Origin of the sequence: Methylobacterium sp. C25 (assembly GCF_021352225.1) — a bacterium.
Classification (GTDB): Bacteria; Pseudomonadota; Alphaproteobacteria; order Rhizobiales; family Beijerinckiaceae; genus Methylobacterium.
Genome location: NZ_JAAUVI010000001.1, coordinates 1,162,304 through 1,188,146, shown reverse-complemented (window position 1 = coordinate 1,188,146; position 25,843 = coordinate 1,162,304). Strand labels below are relative to the sequence as shown.

The window sequence follows — 25,843 nt, the reverse complement described above, 5'->3', positions numbered from 1 at the left end:
GCCAAGCCGCCGAAGCAGGTGAGGCACGTCTGATTGCCGACGAAAAGGCTCAATCGATCAACACGGAAACGGGTCGATGTAGCTTGGCTATAAATCCAGAAATCCTTGAACGATAACAAGATCGTTTCCAGTTTTTGCAATCGCGAACATCAATGATGCGTCGCACAATTGAATTCATTCTGCGGCAACGTTGCTGACGATTTGCGCAGCGCAAAAATAAGTGCTGCGAATGGGCTCTGAGCGTTTGCGCTTCACGCTGAAGTTTGGCAATCAATTCCTGCTCTTCCGGGGAGGAGCGTCCTGCACCGAGCAACGTCCCTTGGCCGTTCTGGCCAGGCTCGGAAACTACGAACGAAAAGCTCAAGGACGACAGAATGACCGCATTGCTGCTGATCATCCTAGGCGGGCTTTGCGCCGTCGCCTATGGCATCGTCACGATCCAAGACGTGATGAAACGCGACGCCGGCACCGCTCGCATGCAGGAAATTGCAGGCGCCATCGCCGAAGGCGCCCAGGCCTACCTCAAGCGCCAATACGCCACGATCGGCATCGTCGGCATCGTTCTCTTCGCAGGTCTCGCTTACTTCCTCGGCATCAAGGTCGCCGTCGGCTTCCTGATCGGCGCGGTGCTCTCGGGAGCGGCCGGCTTCATCGGCATGAACGTCTCGGTCCGTGCCAACGTCCGCACCGCCCAGGCCGCGACGACTTCGCTCGGCGGCGGCCTCGACGTGGCCTTCAAGTCGGGCGCCGTCACCGGCATGCTGGTGGCTGGCCTCGCGCTCCTCGGCGTCGCGATCTACTACACCTATCTCACCCGCGGTGCCGGCCTGGAGCCCGCCAGCCGTGAGGTCATCGACGCCCTCGTGGCGCTTGGCTTCGGCGCCTCGCTGATCTCGATCTTCGCCCGCCTCGGCGGCGGTATCTTCACCAAGGGTGCCGACGTCGGCGGCGATCTCGTCGGCAAGGTCGAGGCCGGCATCCCGGAGGATGATCCGCGCAACCCCGCCACCATCGCCGACAACGTAGGCGACAACGTCGGTGACTGCGCCGGCATGGCAGCCGACCTGTTCGAGACCTACGCCGTCACCGTGGTCGCCACCATGGTGCTCGCCGCGATCTTCTTCGCCGGCCAGCCGGTGCTCGAAACCATGATGCTCTACCCCCTCGCCATCGGTGCGGCCTGCATCATCACCTCGATCGCCGGTACCTACGCGGTGAAGCTCGGCGCCAACCAGTCGATCATGGGCGCTCTCTACAAGGGCCTGATCGCCTCTGGCCTGCTTTCGGTCGTCGCCATCGCCATCGTGAACTTCGCCATGTTCGGCGGCTTCGGCACGGCGGTCACCACCGGCACGGGCCAGACACTGACCTCCGGCGGCCTGTTCGGCTGCGCGGTGATCGGGCTCGCCATCACGGCTCTGATCGTGGTGATCACCGAGTACTACACCGGCACCAACTTCCGGCCGGTGAAGTCGATCGCGAATGCTTCGGTTACCGGCCACGGTACCAACGTGATCCAGGGCCTGGCCGTCTCGCTGGAATCGACGGCGCTGCCGGCGATCGTCATCGTGGCGGGCATCATCTCGACCTACGCGCTCGGCGGCCTGTTCGGCATCGCCATCGCCGTCACCGCGATGCTGGCGCTCGCCGGATTCATCGTGGCGCTCGACGCCTTTGGCCCGGTCACCGACAATGCCGGTGGCATCGCCGAGATGGCAGGTCTGCCCTCCGAGGTGCGCAAGGCCACCGATGCTCTCGACGCCGTCGGCAACACCACCAAGGCCGTCACCAAGGGCTACGCGATCGGCTCCGCCGGCCTCGGCGCCCTGGTGCTGTTCGCCGCCTACACCTCGGACCTGAACTACTTCATCGCGAATTCCGACAAGTACACCTTCTTCAAGGGCGTCAGCGTCGATTTCTCGCTCTCCAACCCCTACGTCGTCGTCGGCCTTCTTCTCGGCGGCCTGATCCCCTTCCTGTTCGGCGGCATGGCCATGACCGCGGTCGGCCGCGCCGCCGGCTCGGTGGTCGTGGAAGTGCGCCGCCAGTTCAAGGAGAAGCCCGGTATCATGGAGGGCCGCGACCGGCCCGATTACGGCCGCGCGGTCGACATGCTCACCCGCGCCGCGATCAAGGAGATGGTAATCCCGTCCCTGCTGCCGGTGCTCTCGCCGATCGTGCTGTTCTTCCTGATCCAGCCGATCGCCGGAAAGAGCCAGGCCTTCGCGACCGTCGGCGCGATGCTGCTCGGCGTGATCATCACCGGACTCTACGTCGCGATCTCGATGACCTCGGGCGGCGGTGCCTGGGACAACGCCAAGAAGTCCTTCGAGGATGGCTTCACCGACGACAAGGGCGTCACCCACCAGAAGGGTTCCGAGGCGCACAAGGCCTCGGTCACCGGCGACACCGTCGGCGACCCCTACAAGGATACGGCTGGCCCCGCCGTGAACCCGGCGATCAAGATCACCAACATCATCGCCCTGCTGCTGCTGGCGATCCTGGCGCATCACTGATCGCACGACGAAGCTTCGGACAAAAAAAACCCGCCCCGGCAGCACCGGGGCGGGTTTTTCATTTGGGCGCAGATTCGCGACAGATCAGTCGCACTTTTCCTTATGGACGGTCTTCGAGTCGCCCTCGTCGTTCTCCTTGCGCACAGTCTTCGAAACACAGCCATCACCATGATCCTTGACCGTGACGGACTTCGACTCGGTCGAGGGGCGGTCGACCACGACGGTGTCGGGCGCATCGCGATGGATCACGGTGGTCTCCGCCTGTACGGCCGCCGCGCTGAACAGCGTCAGGGCGGACGCGGCGATGATCAGATGGTTGCGCATTCTTTCCTCCAGGGAAGGCTAGGTCGCGCAAGCAACGGCACAGCGAGCGGAAGCGTTCCGGGCTTTTTCAGAGGCCCCGCTCGCGGCGCAGCCTGACCACGGCGCGGTCGAGCGCTCCGAGGAAGGCCGAGCGGTCCTGCCGCGAGAACGGCTTCGGGCCTCCGGTGATCAGGCCAGATTCTCGCAAATCTTGCATGAGGTTACGAGTCGCGAGCGCCATGCCGACCGAGGAATCCGTGAAGGGCTTTCCGGTCGGTGCCAGCACCGATGCGCCAGCCTTCACGCAGCGGCTCGCCAACGGCACGTCCGCGGTGATCACGATCGCGCCAGGACCGACCCGTTCGGCGATCCAGTCGTCGGCCGCATCGAAGCCGTCGCTCACCACGACGCGCTCGATCCAGGGCTCGCGCGGCAGGTTCATGAAGCTGTTCGAGACGACGTAGACGTGCAGCCCATAGCGCGCGGCCACGCGAAAGGTCTCGTCCTTGACCGGGCAGGCATCCGCGTCGACGTAGATCGCGATCGGCGCGAGGGTCATGAGGAAGCGTCAGGAGCCCGAGGGCTTGATCACCGCGAGCACCGAGGCGATGCGCGTCTTGATCTGGTCGGAGAGCACCTTGGCGAGCCGGATCTCGGCGTCGCGCGCAGCGCGCAGCGAGGCAAAGCGCTGCGTCGAGCGATCGTAGGTCGCGGTCGAGGTGGCGACACCGTCGGTGATGACCTTGCGGCCGTCGAGGCTCTCCAGCGAGAAGTTGATCGTTCCGATCAGGGTGCCGGCCTCGGCGCGGGCCGTGGTCGAGGAGACGATCGGCGTCGTCACCGTCTCGCTGCCCTGAAGCTTGAGTTTGTAGCGCTTCGGAGTCGCGTTCTGCCCCGATCCGTCGAGGGCGAAGATCAGTTCGCTGCGCAGGTAGTGGCCAAGCCGTTCCTGGTCCTGCGCCATCACGACGTCGTCGACCTGCACGGCAGCCAACGCCACTTGCATCGATTCGCCGGAGGCCGTCGGCCCGTAGAGAGGACGGAAGCAAGCGGAGACGCTCAGCGCGAGGCCAGCCACCAGGGAGAGCCGCACAAGACGGGAGGCCGCCTCTCGTGTCCCGAACCGCATCATCGCCAGTGGTTGCCCCGACTCTTACGCCTAAGCTTGTACGGCATTGGCCGTACCCGGTCATCAGCCTGACAGAGCATGGTTTACGCTTCGTCTGCGGCGAGAGTGGGGTGAAGCGAAGGCCTCACACCACGAGGTTGATGATCCGCCCCGGCACGACGATCACCTTCTTCGGCGCACGGCCTTCGAGCGCCTTCTGAACGGCCTCGTCGGCCAAGGTCGCTGCTTCGACGGCGGCCTTGTCGGCTTTCGCCGGCACGGTGACGTCCGCGCGCTTCTTGCCGTTGATCTGAACCGGCAGCGTGATCTCGTCTTCGACGAGCAGCGCCCGCTCGACCTCCGGCCACGACGCCTCGGCCACCAGCCCTGCGCGGCCCAGCGCCTGCCAACACTCCTCAGCGAGATGCGGCATCATCGGCGCGATGAGCTGCACCAGGATGCCGGCGGCCTCATCCGCTGCGCCTCGGGTCGTACCAGCGCGTAGCGCTTCGTCGAGGGCGTTGGCCAGCGTGTAGATATGCGCGACGCAGCGATTGAAGCGCAGCCGCTCGACATCCTCCTCCACCGAGGCCAGCGCCTTGTGGGCCGCCTTGCGCAGGGCCGCGTCGGCCGATTGCGTCTGGCCGTCGGAGGCAGCAGCGAGGTTCACGAGGCGCCAGACACGCTGCACGAAGCGGTGCGCGCCCTGCACGCCCTCCTCCGTCCAGATCACGTCGCGCTCGGGCGGCGAGTCGGAGAGCACGAACCAGCGGGCGGTGTCGGCGCCGTAGCTCGCGATGATGTCGTCGGGGTCGACCACGTTCTTCTTCGACTTCGACATCTTCTCGATGGAGCCGATGGTGATCTCGGCGCCCGTTCCGATGTGGAAGGCCCGGCGGTTGCCACCCTCGTTCTCGAGTCGCACGTCGGCCGGCAGCACCCAGGCGCCGGCTGCATCCTTGTAGGTCTCGTGGACGACCATGCCCTGGGTGAATAGGCCGGCGAAGGGCTCGGAGACGCCGGCCCAGCCGGTCTCGCGCATCGCCCGCATGAAGAAGCGCGAATAGAGCAGGTGCAGGATCGCGTGCTCGATGCCGCCGATATACTGGTCGACGGCGAGCCAATGGTCGACGGCACCGCGATCGGTCGGCGCGTCCTGCAGCCAGGGCGCGGTGAAGCGGGCGTAGTACCAGGACGAATCCACGAAGGTATCCATGGTGTCGCTCTCGCGCCGCGCCGCCGCCCCGCATTTGGGACACGGCACGTTGCGCCAGGCGGCGTCGCGCTCCAGCGGGTTGCCGGGCACGTCGAAGGAGACCTCGTGCGGCAGCTTGACCGGCAGGTCGGCGACGGGCACCGGCACCGGCCCACAGGCATCGCAATGGATGATCGGGATCGGGCAGCCCCAATAGCGCTGGCGCGAGACGCCCCAGTCGCGCAGCCGGAACTGAATCTTGCGCTTCGCGACGCCCTCGCCTTCGAGGCGATCGGCCGTGGCCTTGAAGGCCTCCGTCGTCGTCATCCCGTCGAGGAAGCGCGAGTTGATCATCCGGCCATCGCCGTCATAGGCGGTATCGGTGATTGTGAAGGTCGCGGGATCCTGGCCCTCGGGGCAGACCACGGGCGTGTTGCCGAGCTCGTACTTGTTCGAGAAGTCGAGGTCGCGCTGGTCGTGCGCCGGGCAGCCGAACACGGCACCCGTGCCGTACTCCATCAGCACGAAGTTTGCGACGTAGACCGGCAGCTCCCAGGACGGATCGAGGGGGTGGCGGACCTTCAGGCCAGTATCGAAACCGAGCTTCTCGGCCGTATCGATCGCGGCCTGAGCCGTGCCCATGCGCCGGCATTCCTCGATGAAGGTCTGCAGGCTCGGATTCGTGGCGGCGACCGTCGCGGCCAGCGGATGGTCTGCGGCGATGGCGAGGAAGCGGGCGCCGAACAGCGTGTCGGGCCGCGTCGTGAACACGGTGACGCCGTCCTCGGCACCCGCCGGCGGCTTGGCCAGCGCGAAGCGCAGCTCCAGGCCCTCGGAGCGGCCGATCCAGTTGCGCTGCATCAGCCGGACCTTGTCCGGCCAACGCTCCAGTCCGTCGAGGCCGCTCAAGAGCTCGTCGGCGAAGTCGGAAATGCGGAAGAACCACTGCGTCAGCTCGCGCTGCTCGACCAGCGCGCCCGAACGCCAGCCGCGCCCGTCGATGACCTGCTCGTTGGCGAGCACGGTGTGGTCGACCGGGTCCCAGTTCACCTTCGCGGTGCGGCGCGAGACGAGGCCCTTGTCCAGGAATTCCAGGAAGAGCCGCTGCTGGTGCTTGTAGTAGTCCGGATCGCAGGTCGCGATCTCGCGGCTCCAGTCGAGCGACAGGCCCATGGACTGCAGCTGCGTGCGCATCGAGGCGATGTTGGCGTAGGTCCACTCGCGCGGGTTGACCTTGCGCTCCATGGCGGCGTTCTCGGCCGGCAGGCCGAAGGCGTCCCAGCCCATCGGGTGCAGCACGTTGAAGCCGCGCGCCCGCTTGTAGCGCGCCACCACGTCGCCCATCGCGTAATTGCGCACGTGGCCGACATGGATGCGCCCCGACGGGTAGGGGAACATCTCGAGCACGTAGTATTTTGGCCGGCCGTCCTCGTTCTTCGTCTCGAAGAGATGCGCCTCGTTCCAGGCCTGCTGCCAGCGCGGCTCGGAATCCTTGGCGTTGTAGCGCTCGATGTGACGATCGGGAGCGGAAGTGCTGGTCATGGGCTGGAGGGCCGCGAAATCTTCAGGGAAGCAAGCGGCGGCACTAGCATATCCGCAGCGCACTGGGTCAACGGATCGCGCAATTGTGGCCCTGGCCTTCAGGTCTGCTGGTAGACCGCGACCACCCGGTCGAAGCGGCGCTCGGCGAGATCCGTGGCACGGATCAGGAAGTAGACGGTCCCCTGCCCGTCCTCCCGCATGAAGTCGCCGACGTCGATCTGCAGCAGCAGGCGCCAATTCTTCTCGGCGGCCACGACCTCGTCTCCATGTGCCTTGCGCTGCGCCTCGTCGAGATGCTGCACGCCGAAGCGTGTCACGACCTCGGCGGCGTATCGGGGATCGTCCTGCTCGGGTAGCGGCGAGCCGAGGAGCTGATTGCGCCGGCCTGGATTGGCCTCCCCGTAGAACTTGTCGAAGGCCCGCGAGAGCCGGTCATCATAGGCTTGGCGAAACGAGTTCCGGCCCATCGGATCGCGATCGTAGGCGGCTTTCAGCGCCGGGCTCGTCTCCATCTCGACGCTGTAGCCGGCCGGCGGGCGCAGGGTCGCACGCAGCATCATCGGACGGGACGGACCGTTGTAGCTCGTTCCCGCATCAGGCCTTGGCTTGGGAAGGTCATACTTCGCGTTGATCGCCGCGCTCTCGGCCCGCTGTGCCTTCACGACCTCGGCGAGATCCGCCGGCATGGCCTGCGCCTGAAGGCTCTCTCGCGGACTCTGATCCCAGATGACTCGGGCGGCCTCGGTTCCAGTATCCCAGGGGCCGGCGGCGAGATCATAGAAGAACAGCAGCCGTCCGGTCTCGGGAAGATCTCCCGACGGCTGGCCCTGGCTCCGGGCCTCCGCGAGGTCGATCTGCGCGAAGAACGCATAGGGCAGCCGCTGCTGGAAATGCTCGCGGATTTCCTTGGCCGCCTCGTTGTTGGCGCGGCGGGCGATGGCTTCGACATCCGCGGGAAGCGCCCGACGCGGCCATGTGAGGCCGGGCGGCAGATCGGGCGTTCCGCCGATCCGGGTGCCGCCGAGGACGAGCGCGCCGTCTGCCCTCGGCTGGAAGACCAGTGTCGGCACGAGTGCCTTCACGATGATCTCCGCCTGCGGGCGGCTGAAGGCGTTGGCGAGTTGTCGGTAGGCGTCCTCGGGCGAGTCGAACATGCGCGTCCTTCCGTCGTGAGCCGCCCCCTGCAAACCCGCCGGGATGGGAAAGGCAAGCGTGAAAGCCATATCCGTCCCTGACCACCCGGAGGCCGTGCGGCCGTGCGGGAGCGAGCGGAACGGGTTCGATGGCGAGCGATGGAATCGACGCAGCCCTGATCACGGGCGCCTCTTCGGGGATCGGCGCGACCTATGCCCACCGGCTGGCCCAGCGCGGACACGATCTCGTGCTGGTGGCCCGTGACGGCAGTCGTCTCGACGAGCTTGCCGCGCGCCTGCGCGCCGAAACGGGCGTGGCCATCGACATTTTGCCGGCCGATCTCACCGATGGCGCCCAGTTGCGCGCGGTCGAGACGCGGCTACGGGACGACGAGACCATCGGCATCCTCGTCAACAACGCCGGCGCGAGCATTCGCGGAGGTTTTGAACATCCGGATCTCGATGCTCAGGAGCGCTTGGTCCAGCTCAACGTCACGGCGTTGATGCGGCTCGCCGGGGCGAGCATCGATCGCTTCCTGGCGCGTGGCGAGGGCGCCATCGTCAACGTCGCCTCGGTGCTGGCCCTTGCGCCCGAGCGGCGGCCGGGCATCTACCCAGCGACGAAGGCCTTCATCCTGGCCCTCTCGCAATCACTGCAGGCCGAGTTCGGTGCCCGCGGGCTCTACGTGCAGGCCGTGCTTCCCGCCGCGACGCGCACCGAGATCTGGCAACGCTCCGGACAATCCGTCGACTCACAGCCCGACGGCTCGGTGATGGAAGTCGGCGACCTGGTCGATGCGGCGCTTGTCGGCTTCGACCAGCGCGAGGCCGTGACGATCCCCTCCCTCCTCGACGTTGGGCTCTGGGAGAGCTTCAGCGAGGCCCGTCTCGCCATGGCGCAGACATTCAGGCAGGGAGAGCCCGCCGAGCGCTACCGGACCTTTTCGCTGAAGCCCGGATAGCCGTTCGTAGCGTGAGAGCATCGATGACCGAAACGCCCGCCACTGGCACACACGACGAAACGCCACCCATCGGCGAAGCCGACGTCACAGCGGGTCTCGAAGACGTGCGCGCCCTGATCCGCCGTGCCGCCGAGGATAACGAGCGCGATCCGGCCAGCGTCCATCTCGTCGCCATCTCCAAAACCGCCCCGGCCGAAGTGATCTTGCCGGCGCTCGAGGCTGGGCAGCGTCTGTTCGGCGAGAACTACGTTCAGGAGGCCAAGGCCAAGTGGCCTGCCCTCAGGGAGCGTTTCCCGGATGTCGAGCTTCATTTCGTCGGCCCGCTCCAGTCGAACAAGGCACGTGAGGCCGTCGAGCTGTTCGACGTGATTCATTCGCTCGATCGCCTGTCGCTTGCCGCGGCGATCGCCAAGGAAAGCGAACGGGTCGGTCGTCAGCCGAAGCTGCTGATCCAGGTCAATACCGGCGACGAAGCACAAAAGGCCGGCGTTGCCCCCGACGCCGTGGAGACGCTCCTGGCCGAATGCCGCAGCACTCACGGCCTGACGATTCAGGGGCTGATGTGCATCCCTCCGGCCGAGGACCCGCCCTCACCTCACTTCGCGCTGCTAGCCCGCATCGCCGACCGGCATCGCCTGCCGATCCTGTCGATGGGCATGAGCGCGGACTTCCCGGCCGCGATCCAGATGGGTGCGACACATGTCCGCGTCGGCACGGCCATCTTCGGAGCGCGAGCGAGAAAGGGTTGAGAGATTTGCCTCAAGCCGTCTGGCTGACAACACGCGAGAGCATCCCTCGCAGGTCCTGCGTCTCTGCTGAACCGAATCGCGTCTCGAATTCGGTCTGGGCTCGGTTCCAGATCGGCATCAACTCTTCGAGCAGATCGTGACCGGCCTGGGTGAGGGACAGCATCCGCGTGCGGGCGTCGAGACCCGGCGCCACGTTGACGAGGCCGTCGCGCTCCAGCGGGCGAAGGGCGCGACTTAGCGTCGTGCGGTCCATGACCATCTCATCAGCCAGACGCTGCATGGCGACCAGTTCGCAGCGCTTGATTACGCGCAGCACCGAATACTGGGTAATGCGCAAGCCCGTCGGCCCGAAATGCTGATCGTAGAGTTGGGTGACCTGTCGCGAGGCCTGACGCATCGCCAAGCAATGGCAGGGCGGCGCCGTGTGAGCTTGCTTCGACACTGCAGACCATCCTCTGTCGCGGATAGGTCGATCCGCTCAGGCATTGGTGCGGTAGCACATGAGCGCAGTCTATGACAGGCGGCCGCCACTTGGATGGCAGGATAGTGCCGTCGCGCGTCGTCGTTGATCTCCGATCAGAACGCCCGAGGGATCAGATCGTCCACCGATCGATCTGCTTGTTGGACGATCAACAACCTCAGCATTCATTCGCCAGGCGGCGGCGCGCGCTCCTCAAGTGATGGTCAACACCGTGCGCGGCCCGAGACGGCGAAGCAGTCTCGCGAGGTCGGTGCGAGCTAGGGCAACGCAGCCCTCGGTCGGCTGGTAACCCGGCCGCGCCACATGCATGAAGATCGCCGAACCGCGACCCGGACGGATCGGCCCGCGGTTGCAGTCGAGGTCGATCACGAAGTCGTAGAGACCGTCCTGGCGCCACATTTCCTCGGCGCTCACGCCGGGCAACGGCAGGCGGACCGGCCGATTGTAACGCCGGTCGCGTGGGTCGTCGCACCAGCCATCTCCTCGTTGCGTCGCACGCAGTGGCAACGCGGTCCGCGGACGCACCCGAAGATGGTCGGGCCGATAGGCTCCGCCGCGCAGGCGGAACGCGCCCCGCGGCGAGCCGCCATCCCCCTCGCGCTTGACCTGGACGACGCCAGAGCGGCCGAGTGCGCAGAGAATCACGGTGTACCCCGCGAGGAGATGCCCGCGGGTCCTGTCGCCGACGAGCGTGCGGACGCGCAGGACGGAAAGTGTCGTCCGCTTCATCGATCCCGGCGTCCCCCCTCAAAAAAACCAATCGTCTCGAGACCCTATCGGCAGAGTCCTACAGCGGCCGGTCGCACGCCGGGAGCCATCGCAGCGAAGAAGCTTGGCAATGCGGTGACAATGACCTGAAATCGCTGCAAAACCGGGGCGTTTGTTATTCCATGATAAAGAAAACGGATTAGGTTGGCGCTCGGGCTCGTCCATTCCGGACGGCTCGCAGTGCTCTCGGCGCCCGGATGGGGCAGTCTCGACGCCAAGCACCCCTTGTCCGACGCACCCGGGCCCGATCGTCCAGCGATCGGGAGCCGACGCGCAGAGTTTCGCGCGGGAGTTCCGCCTCCGATGACCAATACCCACCGTCTCCTCGTCTGCGACGACGACGATGCGCTGCGAGAAACACTCACCGAAGAACTCGACCTCTACGAGGAGTTCGCCGCCAGCGGCGCTGCGAACGCGCAAGCCGCGATCGACCTTGTTGCGCAGGATCGGACCGATCTTCTCGTCATGGATGTCGGATTGCCCGACATGGACGGGCGCGAGGCCGTGCGCGTGATGCGGCGCGAGGGGTTTCGTGGGCCGATCATCATGCTGACGGCGCAAGATTCCGAGGCCGACACTGTCGAAGGGCTGGAAGCCGGCGCCAACGACTACGTCACCAAGCCCTTCAAGTTCGCAGTGCTGCTCGCCCGCATCCGCGCGCAGCTGCGCCAGCACCAGGCGAGCGAGGACGCGATTTTCCGTATCGGCCCCTACACCTTCAGGCCAGGCGCGAAGCTCCTGGTCGGCGAGCGCGGCTCAAAGCTGAAGCTGACCGAGAAGGAAACGGCAATTCTCCGCTACCTCTACCGCGCCGGCCGCGAGGTCGTAGGCCGCGATACGCTGCTCGCCGAAGTCTGGGGCTACAACGCCCACGTCACGACGCACACGCTCGAGACCCACATCTACCGGCTGCGCCAGAAAATCGAGCCGAATCCGGCCGCCGCCGCGATCCTGATCACCGAGGCCGGCGGCTACAAGCTGCTGCCATAGGGTGAACCCCTCAGCTCAGGGCGTGGTCAACGCCGGGTTAAGGTCTTGGCGATATTCATCGGCGAGCCTGCCAGACGAGCCGGCCTCACATGCGGGCACCCCGCGCTTCGCGGCTTGGCCCGCTTCGGCTAAGGGACATTCGGCAGCAGAAACTGGCCGGGGGATGGGCGCGCATTGGGGCTCGACGACGACATCGCGATCCTCGCCGCCGCACCCGTTTTCGAGTTCTTCGATTCCGGCGCGCTTCGACTGCTGACCTTTGCCGGCGAGCGGATCTCGCTGGAACCCGGTGAGCGCTTGTTCGAGCGCGGCGACAAGGCTGACGGTGGATTCGTCGTCCTGTCTGGGACAGTCGAACTCAAGGGTCCGGGCGGCACGCCGGTGCTTGCCGGCAGCTCCGCCCTGATCGGCCGCACCGCTTTGTTCGCCAAGGGTAAACGTCCGACCGACGCTGTCGCGACGTCCAGCACCGAGCTCATGCGGATCAGTGCGCAGCTCATGACGCGGGTGCTGAAGGAATTCCCGGACGCTGCAGCCGCGATCTACGATTGGCTGGCCGACGATCTCGGCGAACTCTCCCGCGGTCTGGAGACGGTGCGGGCGAGGCTCATGGAAACCAAGACCCGGTAAACGCACGACGGGAGAGAGGCGGCCGTTATGCCGCCATGACCGTCAGCACGGTGCCTTCGGCGCCCGTCACACGGACCCGCGTTCCCGCCGGCAAGTCGGGTCCGGAGACGCGCCAGAGCGTATCGTCGAGACGCACGCCGCCGCGCCCCGCGACAATGGGGGCTTCCAGCACGACCTCTCGGCCGACCAGCCCCTGCACGCCGCGGTTCAGCAGCGGAAGTTCAACGCGGTTGAGCCGCGTCGCGATCGTCACCGTGATCGCCGAGAGCACCGCGAAAAGCGGCAACTGCGCCTGCCAGGGCAGGTCCACCCCGGCCTCGACCAAGCCGGTGACGAAAGCGGCGAGCCCGAGCCAGACCAGGAAGATGCCGGGAATAAGCAGTTCCCCACCCATCAGCAGGAGCCCGGCGAGGATCCAGCCCCAGGCCGGATCGATAGCGGCGAGGCCAGTCATGGCGCGGTCACTGGCTTGGGCGCCGGATTGCCGACGCGCGGCGGGAGACCGGCGGCGCGGCCCCCTTGGCTACCGCCGTCACCGAACACACTGCGGGTGATCTCGGCGATGCCGCCGAGCGTGCCCGCAAGTGCGGCCGCCTCGATCGGCACCACCACGACACGCTGGTTCGGCGCGGTGGCAATGGCCTTGACCGCGTCGACATACTTCTCGGCCACCAGGAAGTTCGCTGCGGCGATGTCACCCTTGGCGATGGCCTCACTTACCATGCCCGTGGCCTTCGCCTCGGCCTCGGCCGAGCGCTCGCGGGCCTCGGCATCGCGAAACGCGGCTTCACGGCGGCCCTCCGCCTCCAGGATCGCCGACTGCTTGCGCCCTTCGGCGCGAAGAATTTCGGCCTGCCGCTGACCCTCCGCCTCGAGGACCGAGGCGCGCTTTTCACGCTCGGCCTTCATCTGGCGGGCCATCGAGCCGGCGAGGTCGGCCGGTGGTAGGATGTCCTTGATCTCGACGCGGTTCATCTTGACGCCCCAGGGCGAGGCGGCCGCATCGAGCACCTTGAGGAGGCGATCGTTGATCTCATCGCGATGCGAGAGCAATTGATCGAGGTCCATCGAGCCGACCACAGTGCGGATGTTGGTCATCGTCAGGGTCAGCAGCGCGACCTGGAGATTGGAAATCTCGTAGGAGGCACGGGCCGCGTCCAGCACCTGATAGAACACCACCGCATCGATCCTGACTGCTGCGTTGTCCCGGGTGAAGGCCTCCTGGCTCGGCACCTCGACGACCTGCTCCATGACGTTCACCCGGCGGCCGATCCGCTCGACATACGGGATGATCAGCCCGAGTCCGGAATGTAGCGAGCGGCTGTAACGGCCGAAGCGCTCCACGGTGTGGACGTAGCCCTGCGGGATCGTGCGGATGCCGATCGCCAGCGTGATGATGACGAGCAGCGCGAAGGCGACCGCGACTGCGCTCACCCCGATAGAGATTGTCATGAAGGCCCCGCCTGATTCCGCGAACGAGCTTCACCTTATGGTGCCTCGCGTGTCAGTTGAAAGTAACCTGGCGCACCAGCGCGGCACGGCCCTCGACGGGGAGGATCGTGGCATTGCGGGCCAGAGCGGTGTGATCTCCGACCTGACGAAAGGCGCGTGCGATGAACTCACCGCAACGGGTATTCGTGCTGACCGGAGCTGGCGTCTCGGCGGAGAGCGGGCTGGGCACCTTTCGGGATCGCGGCGGCATCTGGAGCCGGTTCGATCCGATGCAGCTCGCGACGCCCGAAGCGTTCGGGCGCGACCCGGTGCTGGTTCACGAGTTCTACAACCTGCGCCGCAGGGGTGTGATCGCAGCCGCTCCTAATGCCGCCCACACGGCACTGGCCCATCTCGAAAGCCGCCTTCAGCAGCGCGGCGCGAGCTTGTTCCTCTGCACGCAGAACGTCGACGACCTGCACGAGCGAGCGGGCAGCCGCACTGTCAGCCATATGCACGGCGAGATCCTCGAGGCACGTTGCCTCGGCTGTGAGGCCGTCATGCCCTGGCGCGAAGACCTGTCGCTTGAGACGCCGTGCCCCGCCTGCGGCGAGGCAGGCGGGCTGCGGCCGGACATCGTCTGGTTCGGCGAGATGCCCAAACATCTCGACATCATCGGCGCCGCGCTGCGGGAGGCTGATCTCTTCGTTGCCATCGGCACCTCCGGTGCCGTCTATCCGGCTGCCGGTTACGTCGCCCAGGCGCGAGCACTCGGTATCCGTACCTGCGAGCTCAACCTCGAACCGTCCGACAACGCCGCGCATTTCGACGAGGCGCGGTATGGGCCGGCAAGCGTGGTGGTGCCGGAGTTCATCGCGTGGCTCCTTGAAACGTGAGCCAACGCGCTCTTCTCAGCAAAGCATCGCGATCTCGGGGATCACGATGTCGATCACGTCCTGTGTTGGACGAGCAGGGCCTGGTCGCAATCGAGGGCGCCGGTGACGTCGCCCCCCCTCGGGAGGAGGCATCGTCCCGGGCCACGACGGACCTTAGCCCATGCACTCGTTTTCGGCCTTCTTGAAGCTCTCGGATTTCGGCTCGTGCTCAGCCGGTCGGCCGCGACCGATGACGCCGTCCGAACGACCACGCAGATAGGTGTAGATGTCGGTGAGGTAGCACATCACGTTCTTATTGTCTGCGAAGGCCGGCATCACGAGATTCTGCGACGAGCTGACGTCCTTCTTTCCACCCGCGACGATGCCGGAGAAGGTCGAGAAATCGTCAGTCTTGAGCGCATCCACGAGCGAGGGCGCATAGGTCGAACCGGCTCCATCCGGACCGTGACAGACGATGCAGTTCGAATTGTAGCGCAGGTAGCCGGACATAGTCGGCCAATCGACCTTCTTGCCACCTTCCGTGACGTGATAGGTTGGGTTGCCGTCCTTGTCGGTGTAGCGGCCGTCCTCGACCTTGGCTGGCTGGGTCGGGCCTTCGCTCTTCAGCGACGCCGCATCAGCGGAGTTCGGAGCTGCAAAGGCGGGAAATGCCATCAAGGCAAGCGTCGTGGATGCTGCGAGAAGCAGCGCTGCTGGACGGTTCTGCACGGTTTCGGCTCCGGTCGTAGTCCCTGACGACAGTGCCGCAGGGTTGCGATCGGACGACGCCGAGTGCCTGGAATGGTTCCAGCATGCGACCTTCAATCCCGCGCAGTCGTGCCATGTGCGAAACATCACGCCGCTCTCGCTGAGCGCAACCCGGTCGCGTTACCCAAGCCGTGGGCTGCATTGCTTGATTGTCCGGCAGCCGGATACATTATTCCCATTCCAAGATGCGGCGAAGGCGGGGGCCTTCGCGCTCCCACCGGGTCAGTGCCCGGCCGGGGCGGGTTCGTCCGCATCATCCGGCGATCGCTCGCGCCTCTCGCGCCAAGCGACCCGCCCCCTGACACCGGCTCTTCCCGCGCGTCGCTCGGCGCGTGGCGGTCTCACGACAGGATGACGCGATGATCAAACTCACCGTGAACGGCGCGGAGCGAAGCTTCGACGGCGATCCCGACATGCCGCTGCTCTGGTACCTGCGCGACGAACTCGGCTTCACGGGCGTGAAGTTCGGCTGCGGCCAGGCGCTCTGCGGGGCCTGCACGATCCATGTCGGCGGCTCCGCCACCCGCGCCTGCACCACGCCGATTTCGGCGGCGGAAGGCCAGGAGGTGCTCACCATCGAGGGGCTCTCGCCCGACGGCAACCATCCGGTCCAGGTCGCCTGGCGCGATCTCAACGTGGCCCAGTGCGGCTACTGCCAGTGCGGGCAGATCATGCAGGCGGCGTCCCTTCTCAAGGACACCCCGAAGCCCACCGACGCCGATATCGACGAGGCGATGAGCGGCAACATCTGTCGATGTGGCACCTACCCGCGCATCCGCGCGGCGATTCATCAGGCTGCCGGCCAGTCGGCCTCCACCAACGAAGGAGGCAAGCTGTGATCCACGACGCAAAGATGATGGCCGACATCGCGGCCAATTCCTCGAAGGCTCCCGCCCTCCTCGATAACGTCAGCCGACGCGCGACGCTCGGTGGCCTCGGTGCCCTGGTGCTCGCGCTCTCGCTGCGTGATGCACGCGCCGACGAAGGCCAGACCAAGGAGCAGAAGGAGAAGAAATACGGCGCCGATGGCATGCCGCATGGCTGGCAGGACGATCCCAAGATCTTCGTCGCCATCGCCGCCGACGGCACGGTCACCGTCACTAACCACCGCTCCGAGATGGGCACGGGCGTGCGCACCTCGATCGCCTTCACGGTCGCCGACGAACTCGAGGCCGACTGGTCGAAGGTCAAGGTGATCCAGGCCTGGGGCGACGAATCCCGCTTCGGCAACCAGGACACCGACGGCTCGCGCTCGCTGCGCCACTTCTTCCAGCATTTCCGCCATGCGGGCGCGGCCGCCCGGCTGATGCTGATCCAGGCCGCCGCCAAGAAGTGGGGCGTCCCGGAGGGCGAGGTCACGGCCGAGAACCACGTCCTCAGCCACGCCAAGTCTGGAAAGAAAGCCGGCTACGGAGAGTTCGCGGCCGCTGCCGCCGAGCTGCCGGTGCCTGCCCGCGAGAGCGTGAAGCTGAAGGATCCCAAGGCCTTCCGTTACATCGGCAAGGGTAAGATCGGCCTCATCGACAACCACGACATCACCACCGGCAACGCGATCTACGGCTTGGACACCAAGCTCGACGGCATGCTCTACGCCGTGGTGGCCCGCCCCGCCGTCTATGGCGGCAAGGTGAAGAGCTTCGACGATTCCGCGACCCTCAAGATCCCCGGCGTCGTGAAGACCGTGAAGATCGAGGGCGGCGAGATTCCCTCCGAGTTCATGCCGCTCGGCGGCATCGCGGTGGTGGCCAAGAACACCTGGGCCGCCATGAAGGGCCGCGAGGCCCTCAAGATCGTTTGGGATGACGGCCCCAACGCCAACTACGACACCACCGCCTTCCGCAAGGAGCTGGAAGCAGCGGCCCGCCAGCCAGGCAAGGTCGTACGCAACCAGGGCGACGTCGACGCCGCCATGGCGAAGGCCAAGACCAAGCTCCAGGCCGAGTACTTCGTCCCCCACCTCGCCCAGGCCCCGATGGAGCCCCCGGCGGCGGTGGCGCGGGTCAAGGACGGCTTCTGCGAGGCCTGGGCCTGCACGCAGGGTCCGCAGGCGGCCAACGACCGGCTGATGAAGCGCCTCAACCTTCCTGACGACAAGGTGAAGGTGAACGTCACGCTGCTCGGCGGCGGCTTCGGCCGCAAGTCGAAGCCCGACTACGTGGTCGAGGCAGCGCTCTGCTCGCAGGCCGTCGGCGGTGCTCCGGTCAAGCTCACCTGGACCCGCGAGGACGATTTGCACCACGGCTACTACCACACCATCTCGGTGGAGCGCCTGGAGGCTGGCCTCGACGACAAGGGCATGCCGGTGGCCTGGCTGCATCGCTCGACCGCGCCGACGATCGGCTCGATCTTCGCGCCCGATCCGAAGCACGAGCTGCCGTTCGAGCTCGGCATGGGGCTCACCAACCTGCCTCTGAACCTGCCGAACGTCCGACTCGAGAACCCGGAAGCCTCGGCCCACGTCCGCATCGGCTGGTTCCGCTCGGTCTCGAACATCCCGCACGCCTTCGCGATCCAGTCCTTCGTGGCCGAACTCGCGCATGCTGCAGGCAAGGAGCCGTTGGAATACCTGCTCGCCCTGATCGGGCCCGATCGGAAGATCGACCCGAACACGATCGGCGATGTCTGGAACTACGGTGAGGACCCGGCGCGCTACCCGATCGATACGGCCCGCCTGAAGGGCGTGATCCAGGCGGCGGCGAAGGGCGCCGGCTGGGGCCGCAAGCTGCCGAAGGGCCGCGGCCTCGGCGTCGCCGGCCACTACAGCTTCGTCACCTACACCGCGGTGGCGGCCGAGGTGGAAGTCGACGATCGCGGCGAGGTGAAGGTGCACGCCGTCGACATCGCCGTCGATAGCGGAGCTCAGGTCAATCCGGAGCGGGTGCGCTCGCAGATGGAAGGCGCCGTGGTGATGGGAATGGGCCTCGCGCTCTCCTCCCAGATCACCTTCAAGAACGGCCGCGCCGAGCAGAACAACTTCGACGGCTACGAAGTGGTGCGCATCGACGCTGCCCCGAAGGACCTGCGGGTTCACCTGCTCGGCTCGGGCGACTTCAACGGACCGCTCGGCGGCGTCGGCGAACCCGGCGTCCCGCCGGTCGCCCCGGCCATCGCCAACGCGGTCTTCGCCGCCACCGGCCGCCGCATCCGGCAACTGCCGATCAAGGACCAGCTCTCAAGCTGATCCTTTCGGAGTCGGCGCGGTTACCCCCTCTCCCCGCCCGCGGGGAGAGGGGGTATCGGCAACTCCATGGCACGAGACCAGGAAAGCCTCCGATGACACGTACCGCGTGCCTCGCCGTCCTCCTGACGTCCCTGGCGGTTCCGGCGTTCGCCTCGCCCTGCGCAGAGGGGATCAAAGCCCTCTCCGGCAAGGTGAGCGAGGAAGGCAAGCAGGCGATCGCGGCCGGGTCGGCTGGTCAAGCGGAAGCCGCTGCCCGAGCTGGACAGGGTAAGACCGGCGCCGCTGGGGAAGCCTCCACGAAGTCCCCCGAGACATCCGCCGATGCCGGCAAGGGAGCCGACAAGGCACAAGCCGCCAAGGTCGCGCTCGACGAAGCCCGCACCGCTGACGGCAAGGGCGACGAGAAGGCCTGCCTGGACGCGGTCGGCCGAGCGAAAAACAGCCTCGACGCGGCTCGGTGAGGCCAGCACTTCGCCGCGCACCAGCCTAGAGGCAACGAGACCCCGCGAACCAGACAGGCTGCGGGGTCCTTCGGATTGGCTCGGCGTCGTTCAACCGATCCATAGCCAATCTGGACGGGACGCGGTGTCTTGGAGAATGCCCTTTTGGTGTTTCCGCACGCAAAGCCTGCCGGCATTCCTGTCGGCGGGCTGATCGCGATCCCGCCTTCGGGTCTCAGTTTGAGCCGCTGGCGCCCCCGCTTCCCCGCGCGCCGGGTTGCGACGGTGAGGCCGAGTTGCCGCCCGCTGCTGACGGAGACGACATCCGGCCACCGGTCTTGCTGGTGGCACTCTTCGCGCTCATGCCCTTGCTGTGCCGGCTGCGCGCATCGGCGGAATCCGTCATCTGCGCCAGCGCCAAGGACGAGAGAGCGAGCGCACAAGCGGTCATCATCAACTTCTTCATGGTCGATCCTGTTTGGTCACACGAAGGGGCCAACCTGGGATCGGCGCCGATGTTTCGAAGCGGCATCCGAATTATCGAGAGCTCTCAGCCTTCCACATCCGCCTTGTTGTCGCGCCACACCCGCTCGAAGGGCAGACGCCACGCATGCGGTGCCACGAGTTGGTGGATCGATTTCGGCCCCCAGGAGCCCGGCGCGTAGAGCCTCACCGGCGGCGGCTCGTCGAGGAGCGGCTGCGAGACCTCCCAGAGCCGCTCGATACCCTCGGCCGTATTGAAGAGCGTGTGATCCCCGCGCATGGCGTCGAGGATCAGGCGCTCGTAGGCCTCCAGCACCTCACCGATCAGGTCGGTGTCCTTCATGGAGAACTGCATCGAGAGTTTGTCGAGCCTCATGCCGGGCCCTGGGCGCTTCCCGTAGAAGGACAGGCTCATTTTGGTGGCGTCGGCGAGATCGAAGGTGAGATGGTCCGGTCCCTGCGCGCCGACCCCCGAACCCGCTGGGAACATGCTTTTCGGTGGCTCGCGGAACGCGATCGAAATGATGCGCTGTCCCTCCGCCAGCCGCTTGCCCGTACGCAGGAAGAACGGCACGCCGGCCCATCGCCAATTGTCGATCCGGCATTGCAGCGCGATGAAGGTCTCGGTCTCCGAGAGCGGATCAACGCCGGGTTCCGATCGGTAGCCGGCATATTGTCCGCGAACGACCTCCTTCGGGTCGATCGGAAGCATCGAGCGAAAGACCTTGTTCTTCTCCTCGCTGATCGGCCCGGATTCGAGCGAGGTCGGCGGCTCCATCGCCATGAAGCCGAGGATCTGGAAGAGGTGGGTGACCACCATGTCCTTGAAGGCGCCGGTGGCTTCATAGAAGCCGGTGCGCTGGCCGAGCCCGAGGGTCTCGGGAACGTCGATCTGGACGTGATCGATGAAGGTACGGTTCCAGATCGGCTCGAACAGGCCGTTGGCGAAACGGAAGGCCAGGATGTTCTGGGCCGCCTCCTTGCCGAGGAAATGGTCGATCCGGAAGATCTGCTCCTCGGTGAAAACCTCGTGCAGCCGTGCATTCAGGGAAACCGCACTGGCGAGGTCGGTACCGAACGGCTTCTCCATGATGATGCGGGCACGATCGACGAGGTCGGCCTCGCCGAGCAGACGCACGACCGATAGCGCAGCAGCCGGCGGCACGCTCAGGTAATGGAGGCGACGGGTCTCTCCATCGAGCGAAGCTTCCGCACGCGCCACGGCGGCCTTCAGGACTTCGGGACCCGCTGAGAGCGGCACGTAGTCGAGCGTCTCGGCAAAGGCAGACCAGTCCGCCTCGCCGATAGACCGAGCCGCGAACTCGTCGAGGGCCTTGCGGGTGAAGGCCCGGAAGCTCTCGACATCGTGTTCGTCGAGCGATACGCCAATGATCCGGCAGCCCGGGATGAAGCCCGCCATGACGAGATGGAACAGGCCCGGCAATAGCTTGCGCCGGGACAGATCGCCGGTAGCGCCGAACAGCACCACCACCTGCGGGTATTTCGGACCGACGCTTAGAGGAATCGTGCGCACGCTGATCACCCTTGCCAGACCGGACGCAAGCCGGATGCCGGGATGCGAACCTCAGACGTCCACAGGACGATGTCGAGGGGGCGTGACGGAGGGATGACGCGCGTGTCGGAACGGCAGCGTCACTGGCAGCACAGAGGGGGCCGGTGTTGGTCTGGACCACGCCCGCCTCGGGCAGGTGGGCCTCGCAGGGCAAGCGTACGGGGGCACGGACGCTGCCCTGCGAGGAACCGGCTTCCGTCTTCACGAGAGCCGAGGATCGGATACGGAAGGGAGGGGGAGAAAGTTTCAGGGTCCGATCAGACCAGCGGAAGGTCCTCTTAACCCTTCCAGCACGTCGCCATCGTGGCCGGCCTTTGACGCAACTTTCGCGTAAATGGCAGCGCTTATCACCTGACCCATACCAGGGGCCGCCGAGGCCGCATCGATGGGATTGGGCACAATGCGCGACGTCATCACGATCTTCGCCGCCGGCACGTTGATGACAGCCTATGCGCTGCTCGCGCCGACCATCGTTGGGGCAGTCCAGCGCCCGGCCCCGGGTGCGCACAAGGCCTTCGTACAGCGCCTCGTTCAGGTCCCCGATGAGGCGCCCATCAGCGTCGTGAGCGGACCCGTGATGGATGGGATGTCGACGGCCGGTTCCGCGCTGCCGTGGTTCGCCCGGTACTGAATGATCGATGCGGGGGCGGCACGAGCCGCCCCGTCATTCGTCGAATTCAGGCTGCGGCTGCAATGCCGAGCGCGTGCTTGTTGCCGTTGAGGCCGGCACAGAGATCGTCGATCTCCGTCAGATCGAGAGCGTTGCCCCCGGATGCGGCAATGATGTCGATGAGGTGGTCCTGCTGCGGGTCGAACGGATGCCCCTGCATCCGGTAGAACTGGTAGTAGCGTAGCGCTGCCAGCAGCGTGTCACGCTCGCGTGCCGTCACGGTGATGTTCTGCGTGGTCAATGGGCAACCCCTTGGCTTGCAACGAACCTCTTCGGTGGGCGCCTGACGGGACTGCGCGCCGACTCGCCAAGCCAGACAGTTTTACCGCGAATGAGGATTCGACGCCACAGCTTGGCCATAAGAAGGCGCAGCCGGCTCAGCATCTTTAAAGTGCACACGGGCCGATTGTGACAGTAAAAGTCTTTTCTCAGCAATCGTTTGGGAATCTTCCTTCAAAGGCGAAAATTTAGCCTTCCGTACGCAATCGGTCGTTCAGGCGGTCTCGAAGCCGACCGTCGCCAATGCAGCAACGATCTCCGAGTGGTCGAGCCGCCGGAGGACGGGTCCGGACGTCCAGACCAGCATCGGAACAACCTCGCGCCCCGGATAGATCCTTTCGAGAAGCGCCGCGTAGAGCGCGATCTGCGCAGCCTCGGTGGCTGGCAGCGGGGCGTTTTCGGCCGGCGGACGACCCGTCTTGAAGTCACAGACCAGCACACGATCGCCGTCCAAGGCGAGGCGATCGACGCGGCCGAAGACGCGCCGCTCCTGATCTCCGAACACGACGCTGCCAGCAAGCGTCACCTCAGCCCTGGCATCGGACGCGAAGAGCGGGGCGAGATCGGGTTCGTCGAGGAGCTGCAAGCACGCTGCCACCAGGGCACCGCGCTTCGGTGACGGCATCGACGGCGCGCGCGCCGTAACGAAGCGGGCCGCTGCTTCGGCCCGCTTCTCCGGTGCAAGCCGCGGCAGATGCTCCATCAGGGAGTGAATCAGTTTTCCTCGCCGCCTTGCTTCGGCCGCCGCCTCGCGGCGTCCGGGATCGCGACGTCCGTCCGCAGCGGCGAGTGCGCCCGACGGGCTGACAGGAGGGGCTGGTTGGCTCTCCGCCTCAGCCGGACGACGCAGCCAGCCAGGCACCGCGGCATTGGCCTCGACCGTCGCATTGGCCTCGTCGGAAGGAGCGATGCCGGCGAGGCCATCACGCCACAACGTGACCGGGCCGTACCCGGTCTCCATCGGCTCGCCCGGCCCAAGGCCGCGCTCCAGGCCGATCCTCACCATCTCGCACCACGAGGCGGGGGTCTCGAGGGTCGCGCCGCGATAGGGCGCGACTACGAGGTGGTCGGCCGCGCGAGTCATGGCGACGTAGAGAAGGCGGTTGTGCTCCTCGCGAGCGCGGGCATGCAGCGTGGCGCGTGCCTCTGTCGTCGCCGCGCAATCCTGGATGCGACCGGCGATCCAGACGGGCGGGACCGCGGTAGTGGCAAGGGGCAGCAGGGCCGGATCGTTGCGGCCGAGCGGCTCGCAGCCGTCGATCAGCACGACCACCGGCGCCTCCAGGCCCTTGGCACCGTGCACGGTCATGACGCGAACTTCGTTGCGGCCCGATTCCATGTCGCGCTTGACCGTGTGGCTCGATTCGCCGCGGCCGGGCCGCGCCACGTAACGGGCAAGGAAGGCGCCGAGGCTCGGCGCATCGCTACCGCCTTCGAAAGCCTGGGCGGCGGCGAGAAAGACGTCGATGGCATCGCCCGCCTCGCCGCCGAGCCGGCCCACCAGGGCTTTGCGTCCGCCGAGTGGTCCGAGGAGCGCGGCGTAGAACCCGAACGGCCCCTGCTCGGCCGCCAATGCGATCCAGGCGCCGAGTTTCGCGTGCCCGCGTTGGGCGGCCTCGTCCCCGGCCGCCGCGTGGCGCAGGAGTGCATCCTCCAGGGTCTCCTCCGCCGGGCGTTGGCTGGCGATGCGCACGAGCTCATCGTCGGTCAGCCCGACGAGCGGCGTCTTGAGGGCCGTGGCGAGCGTCAGATCGTCGGCCGGCAGCAGACCGGCGCGGCCGATGGCGACGAGATCGAGCACGGCGATATGGCCCGCCACCTCTAGCCGGTCTTGTCCCGCGACCGGGACGTTGAACGCCTTCAGGGCCCGAATGACCTCCTCGAAGGCCGCCGACCGCTTGCGCACCAGAATCAGCACGTCGCCCGGCCGCCAGACACGGCCGCAGGCGTCGCCGGTGGTCGTCCAGTCTCGCACGGCACGGGCGACGCGGCGAGCGACGAGGATCGGCGGAGCGTTCGGCTCGGGCGCGTCGACGGGAGCCGTCCAGGCATCGGCATCAGGTTCTTCGGCCGGCTCGGCAATGGGCCACAGCTCGACCGCTCCGGGCGCCGGGCCACGCGCCGAGCCATGAACCGTGCCGACAGCTGTGTCGGCAAACGAGAGACCCTGAAAATGCTCCGGCAACGCGAAGACGGCGTCGACCGCCCTGAGCACCCCGGCAGTCGAGCGAAAGGACAGCCTCAGCTCGACATCCTCGAAGTCGAGTCCAGCGTTGCCGGAAGCCTTGCGCCAGTCGCGCCGCGTCTCTTCGAACTCACGCGGCTCGGCGCCCTGAAAGCTGTAGATCGACTGCTTTGGATCGCCCACGGCGAAGCGTGTGCGCAAGGTCTCGCGTGCCCCTTCGCCCGACGCGAATTCCTCCGTAATGCGGCGCAGGATCTCCCACTGCGCCGGATTGGTGTCCTGCGCCTCGTCGACGAGGACGTGGTCTATGCCGCGATCGAGCTTGTACAGAACCCAGGACACCTCGACTCGGCGCAAGAGGTCCAGGGTCTTGTGAATCAGGTCGTCGAAATCGAGGGCGCCGAGGCGGCCTTTCTCGAGCTCGACACGGCGATGGATCTCCGATGCGAGCAGGAAGAGGGCACTGGTGCGGGCATGGGCGTTCGCAGCGCGCAGCGTGTCGAACAGTGGGATGAGGCGCGTCTGCTCGTCAGCCAGGCGTTGTCGGACCTGCTCAGGCACACCCTTGGTCCCGAGACCCTTTCGCGGCTTGTCCTCGTCGGTGAAGAAGATCGCGCGATAGGCGTCGAGCGCCTCTTGCCGGCTGTTCGCGCGCGCCGCGGCGACAAGGCCGTCGGCCAGCCGTTCGTCGGTGACCTTCCCGGTGCGCAAGCCGGCAACGAGGGCCTCATCGCCGAGCGGTCCGCCCGTCAGGATTTGCTCTTCGATCGCGTCGGCGCTCTCTCCGTCCGCGAGGCCGAGGGCCTTGCCGAGACCGGCGAGGCCTTCTTTCAACGCGTGCCCCTGGTCGGCGAAGAAAGCGCGGCTGCGGATCGCGGTCCTGAGCGCATCGCGTAACGCGTCACCACTCGCCTCCGGCCCGACCACGTCGAACGCCATGCGCAGATCCGGTCGGCGTCCGAGGATGGCGTCGGCGAGCACGCGGTCGGTCTGTGCAGCGAAGGCCTCGCGAGTCTGATCTTCGTCGAGCACCTGGAAACGGGCCGGGACATTCGCCTCGAAGGGGAACATGTGCAGCAGGCGCTCGCACAGCGCGTGCAGCGTCTCGATCTTGAGGCCGCCCGGCGTCTCGACGGCGCGGGCGAAGAGCCGGCGCGCCCGGCTCAGCTCGCCGCGCGAAGCCTTGCGGCCCGATAAGTCGAACAGCTCGTCGGACAGGGCCTTTTCGTCGAGCGTCACCCAGCGGCCGAGGCGCTGGAAGACGCGGATCGACATGTTGGCGGCTGCCGCCTTGGTGAAGGTCAGGCAGAGGATGCGGCCCGGCGGTGAGCCATCGAGCAGGAGGCGGAGCACCCGGTCGGTGAGCACTTTGGTTTTGCCGGCGCCGGCATTGGCCGAGACCCAAGCCGAAACGCGGGGGTCGGCCGCCCGGCGTTGGGCTTCCTGAGTGAGCGGATCGACGACGAAGCGGCCGCTCACGAGATTCTCCCGTTCCACGTGGAGCGAATGGACGTTGCGCGAGATAGCATTAATGAAAAAGCCCCGCTCCGCGGCACGGAGCAGGGCTGATTTCGCTCAGGC

General features: G+C 66.5%; 24 protein-coding genes. 10 read left to right on the top strand and 14 right to left on the bottom strand.

Translation table 11 applies throughout. The annotated features are described in order from the left end of the window. Positions 1-374: 374 nt before the first annotated feature. A complete protein-coding gene (locus tag HCU64_RS05755) occupies positions 375-2,516 on the top strand; it encodes a sodium-translocating pyrophosphatase (protein WP_233382778.1) in 2,142 nt (713 codons plus the stop codon). A gap of 84 nt (positions 2,517-2,600) precedes the next feature. On the opposite strand, the gene HCU64_RS05750 is transcribed toward HCU64_RS05755, so the two are convergent. The 5 genes from HCU64_RS05750 to HCU64_RS05730 all read right to left on the bottom strand — a co-directional run bounded on the left by HCU64_RS05750 (position 2,601) and on the right by HCU64_RS05730 (position 7,818). Next, positions 2,601-2,840 (bottom strand): hypothetical protein, encoded by a 240-nt coding sequence (locus tag HCU64_RS05750; RefSeq protein ID WP_233382777.1) that lies wholly within the window; start codon positions 2,838-2,840, stop codon positions 2,601-2,603. Positions 2,841-2,907: 67 nt separating this feature from the next. Further along, on the bottom strand, positions 2,908-3,378 hold the full coding sequence (locus HCU64_RS05745) for a YaiI/YqxD family protein (RefSeq protein WP_233382776.1): 471 nt from the start codon (positions 3,376-3,378) through the stop codon (positions 2,908-2,910). 9 nt (positions 3,379-3,387) lie between these two features. After that, entirely contained in the window at positions 3,388-3,951 is a 564-nt protein-coding gene (gene lptE, locus HCU64_RS05740) for an LPS assembly lipoprotein LptE (protein ID WP_233382775.1), read from the bottom strand. A gap of 121 nt (positions 3,952-4,072) precedes the next feature. Next, the gene (leuS, locus tag HCU64_RS05735; RefSeq protein ID WP_233382774.1) at positions 4,073-6,664 is read right to left on the bottom strand and encodes a leucine--tRNA ligase; all 2,592 of its coding nucleotides are present in this window, start codon (positions 6,662-6,664) and stop codon (positions 4,073-4,075) included. Between the two features lie 98 nt (positions 6,665-6,762). Further along, the gene (locus tag HCU64_RS05730) at positions 6,763-7,818 is read right to left on the bottom strand and encodes a DUF1963 domain-containing protein (RefSeq protein WP_233382773.1); all 1,056 of its coding nucleotides are present in this window, start codon (positions 7,816-7,818) and stop codon (positions 6,763-6,765) included. Between the two features lie 128 nt (positions 7,819-7,946). On the opposite strand from HCU64_RS05730, the gene HCU64_RS05725 reads away from it, so the two are divergent. Both HCU64_RS05725 and HCU64_RS05720 read left to right on the top strand, forming a co-directional pair. Beyond that, positions 7,947-8,759: an SDR family NAD(P)-dependent oxidoreductase gene (locus HCU64_RS05725; RefSeq protein ID WP_233382772.1), complete on the top strand. Its 813-nt coding sequence runs from the start codon at positions 7,947-7,949 to the stop codon at positions 8,757-8,759. A 23-nt stretch (positions 8,760-8,782) separates the two neighbouring features. After that, positions 8,783-9,508, top strand: a complete 726-nt coding sequence (locus HCU64_RS05720; RefSeq protein ID WP_233382771.1) for a YggS family pyridoxal phosphate-dependent enzyme — start codon at positions 8,783-8,785, stop codon at positions 9,506-9,508. Between the two features lie 10 nt (positions 9,509-9,518). On the opposite strand, the gene HCU64_RS05715 is transcribed toward HCU64_RS05720, so the two are convergent. After that, complete coding sequence (locus HCU64_RS05715) at positions 9,519-9,950, bottom strand: MarR family winged helix-turn-helix transcriptional regulator (protein ID WP_233382770.1); 432 nt, start codon at positions 9,948-9,950, stop codon at positions 9,519-9,521. Between the two features lie 231 nt (positions 9,951-10,181). Continuing rightward, on the bottom strand, positions 10,182-10,718 hold the full coding sequence (locus HCU64_RS05710; protein ID WP_233382769.1) for a L,D-transpeptidase family protein: 537 nt from the start codon (positions 10,716-10,718) through the stop codon (positions 10,182-10,184). A 342-nt stretch (positions 10,719-11,060) separates the two neighbouring features. Here HCU64_RS05710 and HCU64_RS05705 point away from each other — a divergent pair, with 342 nt between their 5' ends. Together HCU64_RS05705 and HCU64_RS05700 are read left to right on the top strand one after the other, a co-directional pair. Further along, positions 11,061-11,747, top strand: a complete 687-nt coding sequence (locus tag HCU64_RS05705; protein WP_233382768.1) for a response regulator transcription factor — start codon at positions 11,061-11,063, stop codon at positions 11,745-11,747. A 174-nt stretch (positions 11,748-11,921) separates the two neighbouring features. Beyond that, a complete protein-coding gene (locus HCU64_RS05700; RefSeq protein WP_233382767.1) occupies positions 11,922-12,377 on the top strand; it encodes a Crp/Fnr family transcriptional regulator in 456 nt (151 codons plus the stop codon). Positions 12,378-12,402: 25 nt separating this feature from the next. Here HCU64_RS05700 and HCU64_RS05695 read toward each other — a convergent pair whose 3' ends face one another. Continuing rightward, complete coding sequence (locus HCU64_RS05695) at positions 12,403-12,831, bottom strand: NfeD family protein (RefSeq protein WP_233382766.1); 429 nt, start codon at positions 12,829-12,831, stop codon at positions 12,403-12,405. Beyond that, a complete protein-coding gene (locus HCU64_RS05690) occupies positions 12,828-13,829 on the bottom strand; it encodes an SPFH domain-containing protein (RefSeq protein ID WP_233382765.1) in 1,002 nt (333 codons plus the stop codon). The genes HCU64_RS05695 and HCU64_RS05690 overlap by 4 nt, the downstream gene beginning before the upstream one ends. A 161-nt stretch (positions 13,830-13,990) precedes the next feature. On the opposite strand from HCU64_RS05690, the gene HCU64_RS05685 reads away from it, so the two are divergent. Then, the gene (locus HCU64_RS05685) at positions 13,991-14,704 is read left to right on the top strand and encodes an SIR2 family NAD-dependent protein deacylase (RefSeq protein WP_233382764.1); all 714 of its coding nucleotides are present in this window, start codon (positions 13,991-13,993) and stop codon (positions 14,702-14,704) included. 153 nt (positions 14,705-14,857) lie between these two features. On the opposite strand, the gene HCU64_RS05680 is transcribed toward HCU64_RS05685, so the two are convergent. Further along, positions 14,858-15,358: a c-type cytochrome, methanol metabolism-related gene (locus HCU64_RS05680; RefSeq protein WP_233382948.1), complete on the bottom strand. Its 501-nt coding sequence runs from the start codon at positions 15,356-15,358 to the stop codon at positions 14,858-14,860. 452 nt (positions 15,359-15,810) lie between these two features. On the opposite strand from HCU64_RS05680, the gene HCU64_RS05675 reads away from it, so the two are divergent. The 3 genes from HCU64_RS05675 (at position 15,811) to HCU64_RS05665 (ending at position 19,093) form a co-directional block, all read left to right on the top strand. Beyond that, a complete protein-coding gene (locus tag HCU64_RS05675; protein ID WP_233382763.1) occupies positions 15,811-16,290 on the top strand; it encodes a (2Fe-2S)-binding protein in 480 nt (159 codons plus the stop codon). Beyond that, a complete protein-coding gene (locus HCU64_RS05670) occupies positions 16,287-18,632 on the top strand; it encodes a xanthine dehydrogenase family protein molybdopterin-binding subunit (protein WP_233382762.1) in 2,346 nt (781 codons plus the stop codon). The genes HCU64_RS05675 and HCU64_RS05670 overlap by 4 nt, the downstream gene beginning before the upstream one ends. A 92-nt stretch (positions 18,633-18,724) precedes the next feature. After that, on the top strand, positions 18,725-19,093 hold the full coding sequence (locus tag HCU64_RS05665; protein ID WP_233382761.1) for a hypothetical protein: 369 nt from the start codon (positions 18,725-18,727) through the stop codon (positions 19,091-19,093). 214 nt (positions 19,094-19,307) lie between these two features. On the opposite strand, the gene HCU64_RS05660 is transcribed toward HCU64_RS05665, so the two are convergent. Further along, the gene (locus tag HCU64_RS05660; protein WP_233382760.1) at positions 19,308-19,538 is read right to left on the bottom strand and encodes a hypothetical protein; all 231 of its coding nucleotides are present in this window, start codon (positions 19,536-19,538) and stop codon (positions 19,308-19,310) included. 84 nt (positions 19,539-19,622) lie between these two features. Continuing rightward, positions 19,623-21,089, bottom strand: a complete 1,467-nt coding sequence (zwf, locus tag HCU64_RS05655; RefSeq protein ID WP_233382759.1) for a glucose-6-phosphate dehydrogenase — start codon at positions 21,087-21,089, stop codon at positions 19,623-19,625. 439 nt (positions 21,090-21,528) lie between these two features. On the opposite strand from zwf, the gene HCU64_RS05650 reads away from it, so the two are divergent. After that, positions 21,529-21,759, top strand: a complete 231-nt coding sequence (locus HCU64_RS05650) for a hypothetical protein (RefSeq protein ID WP_233382758.1) — start codon at positions 21,529-21,531, stop codon at positions 21,757-21,759. A gap of 46 nt (positions 21,760-21,805) precedes the next feature. On the opposite strand, the gene HCU64_RS05645 is transcribed toward HCU64_RS05650, so the two are convergent. Together HCU64_RS05645 and addA are read right to left on the bottom strand one after the other, a co-directional pair. After that, on the bottom strand, positions 21,806-22,039 hold the full coding sequence (locus HCU64_RS05645) for a hypothetical protein (RefSeq protein WP_233382757.1): 234 nt from the start codon (positions 22,037-22,039) through the stop codon (positions 21,806-21,808). A 252-nt stretch (positions 22,040-22,291) separates the two neighbouring features. After that, positions 22,292-25,741 carry a double-strand break repair helicase AddA gene (gene addA, locus HCU64_RS05640; protein WP_233382756.1) on the bottom strand — a complete coding sequence of 1,150 codons (3,450 nt, stop codon included), beginning with the start codon at positions 25,739-25,741 and terminating at the stop codon, positions 22,292-22,294. Positions 25,742-25,843 lie beyond the last annotated feature (102 nt).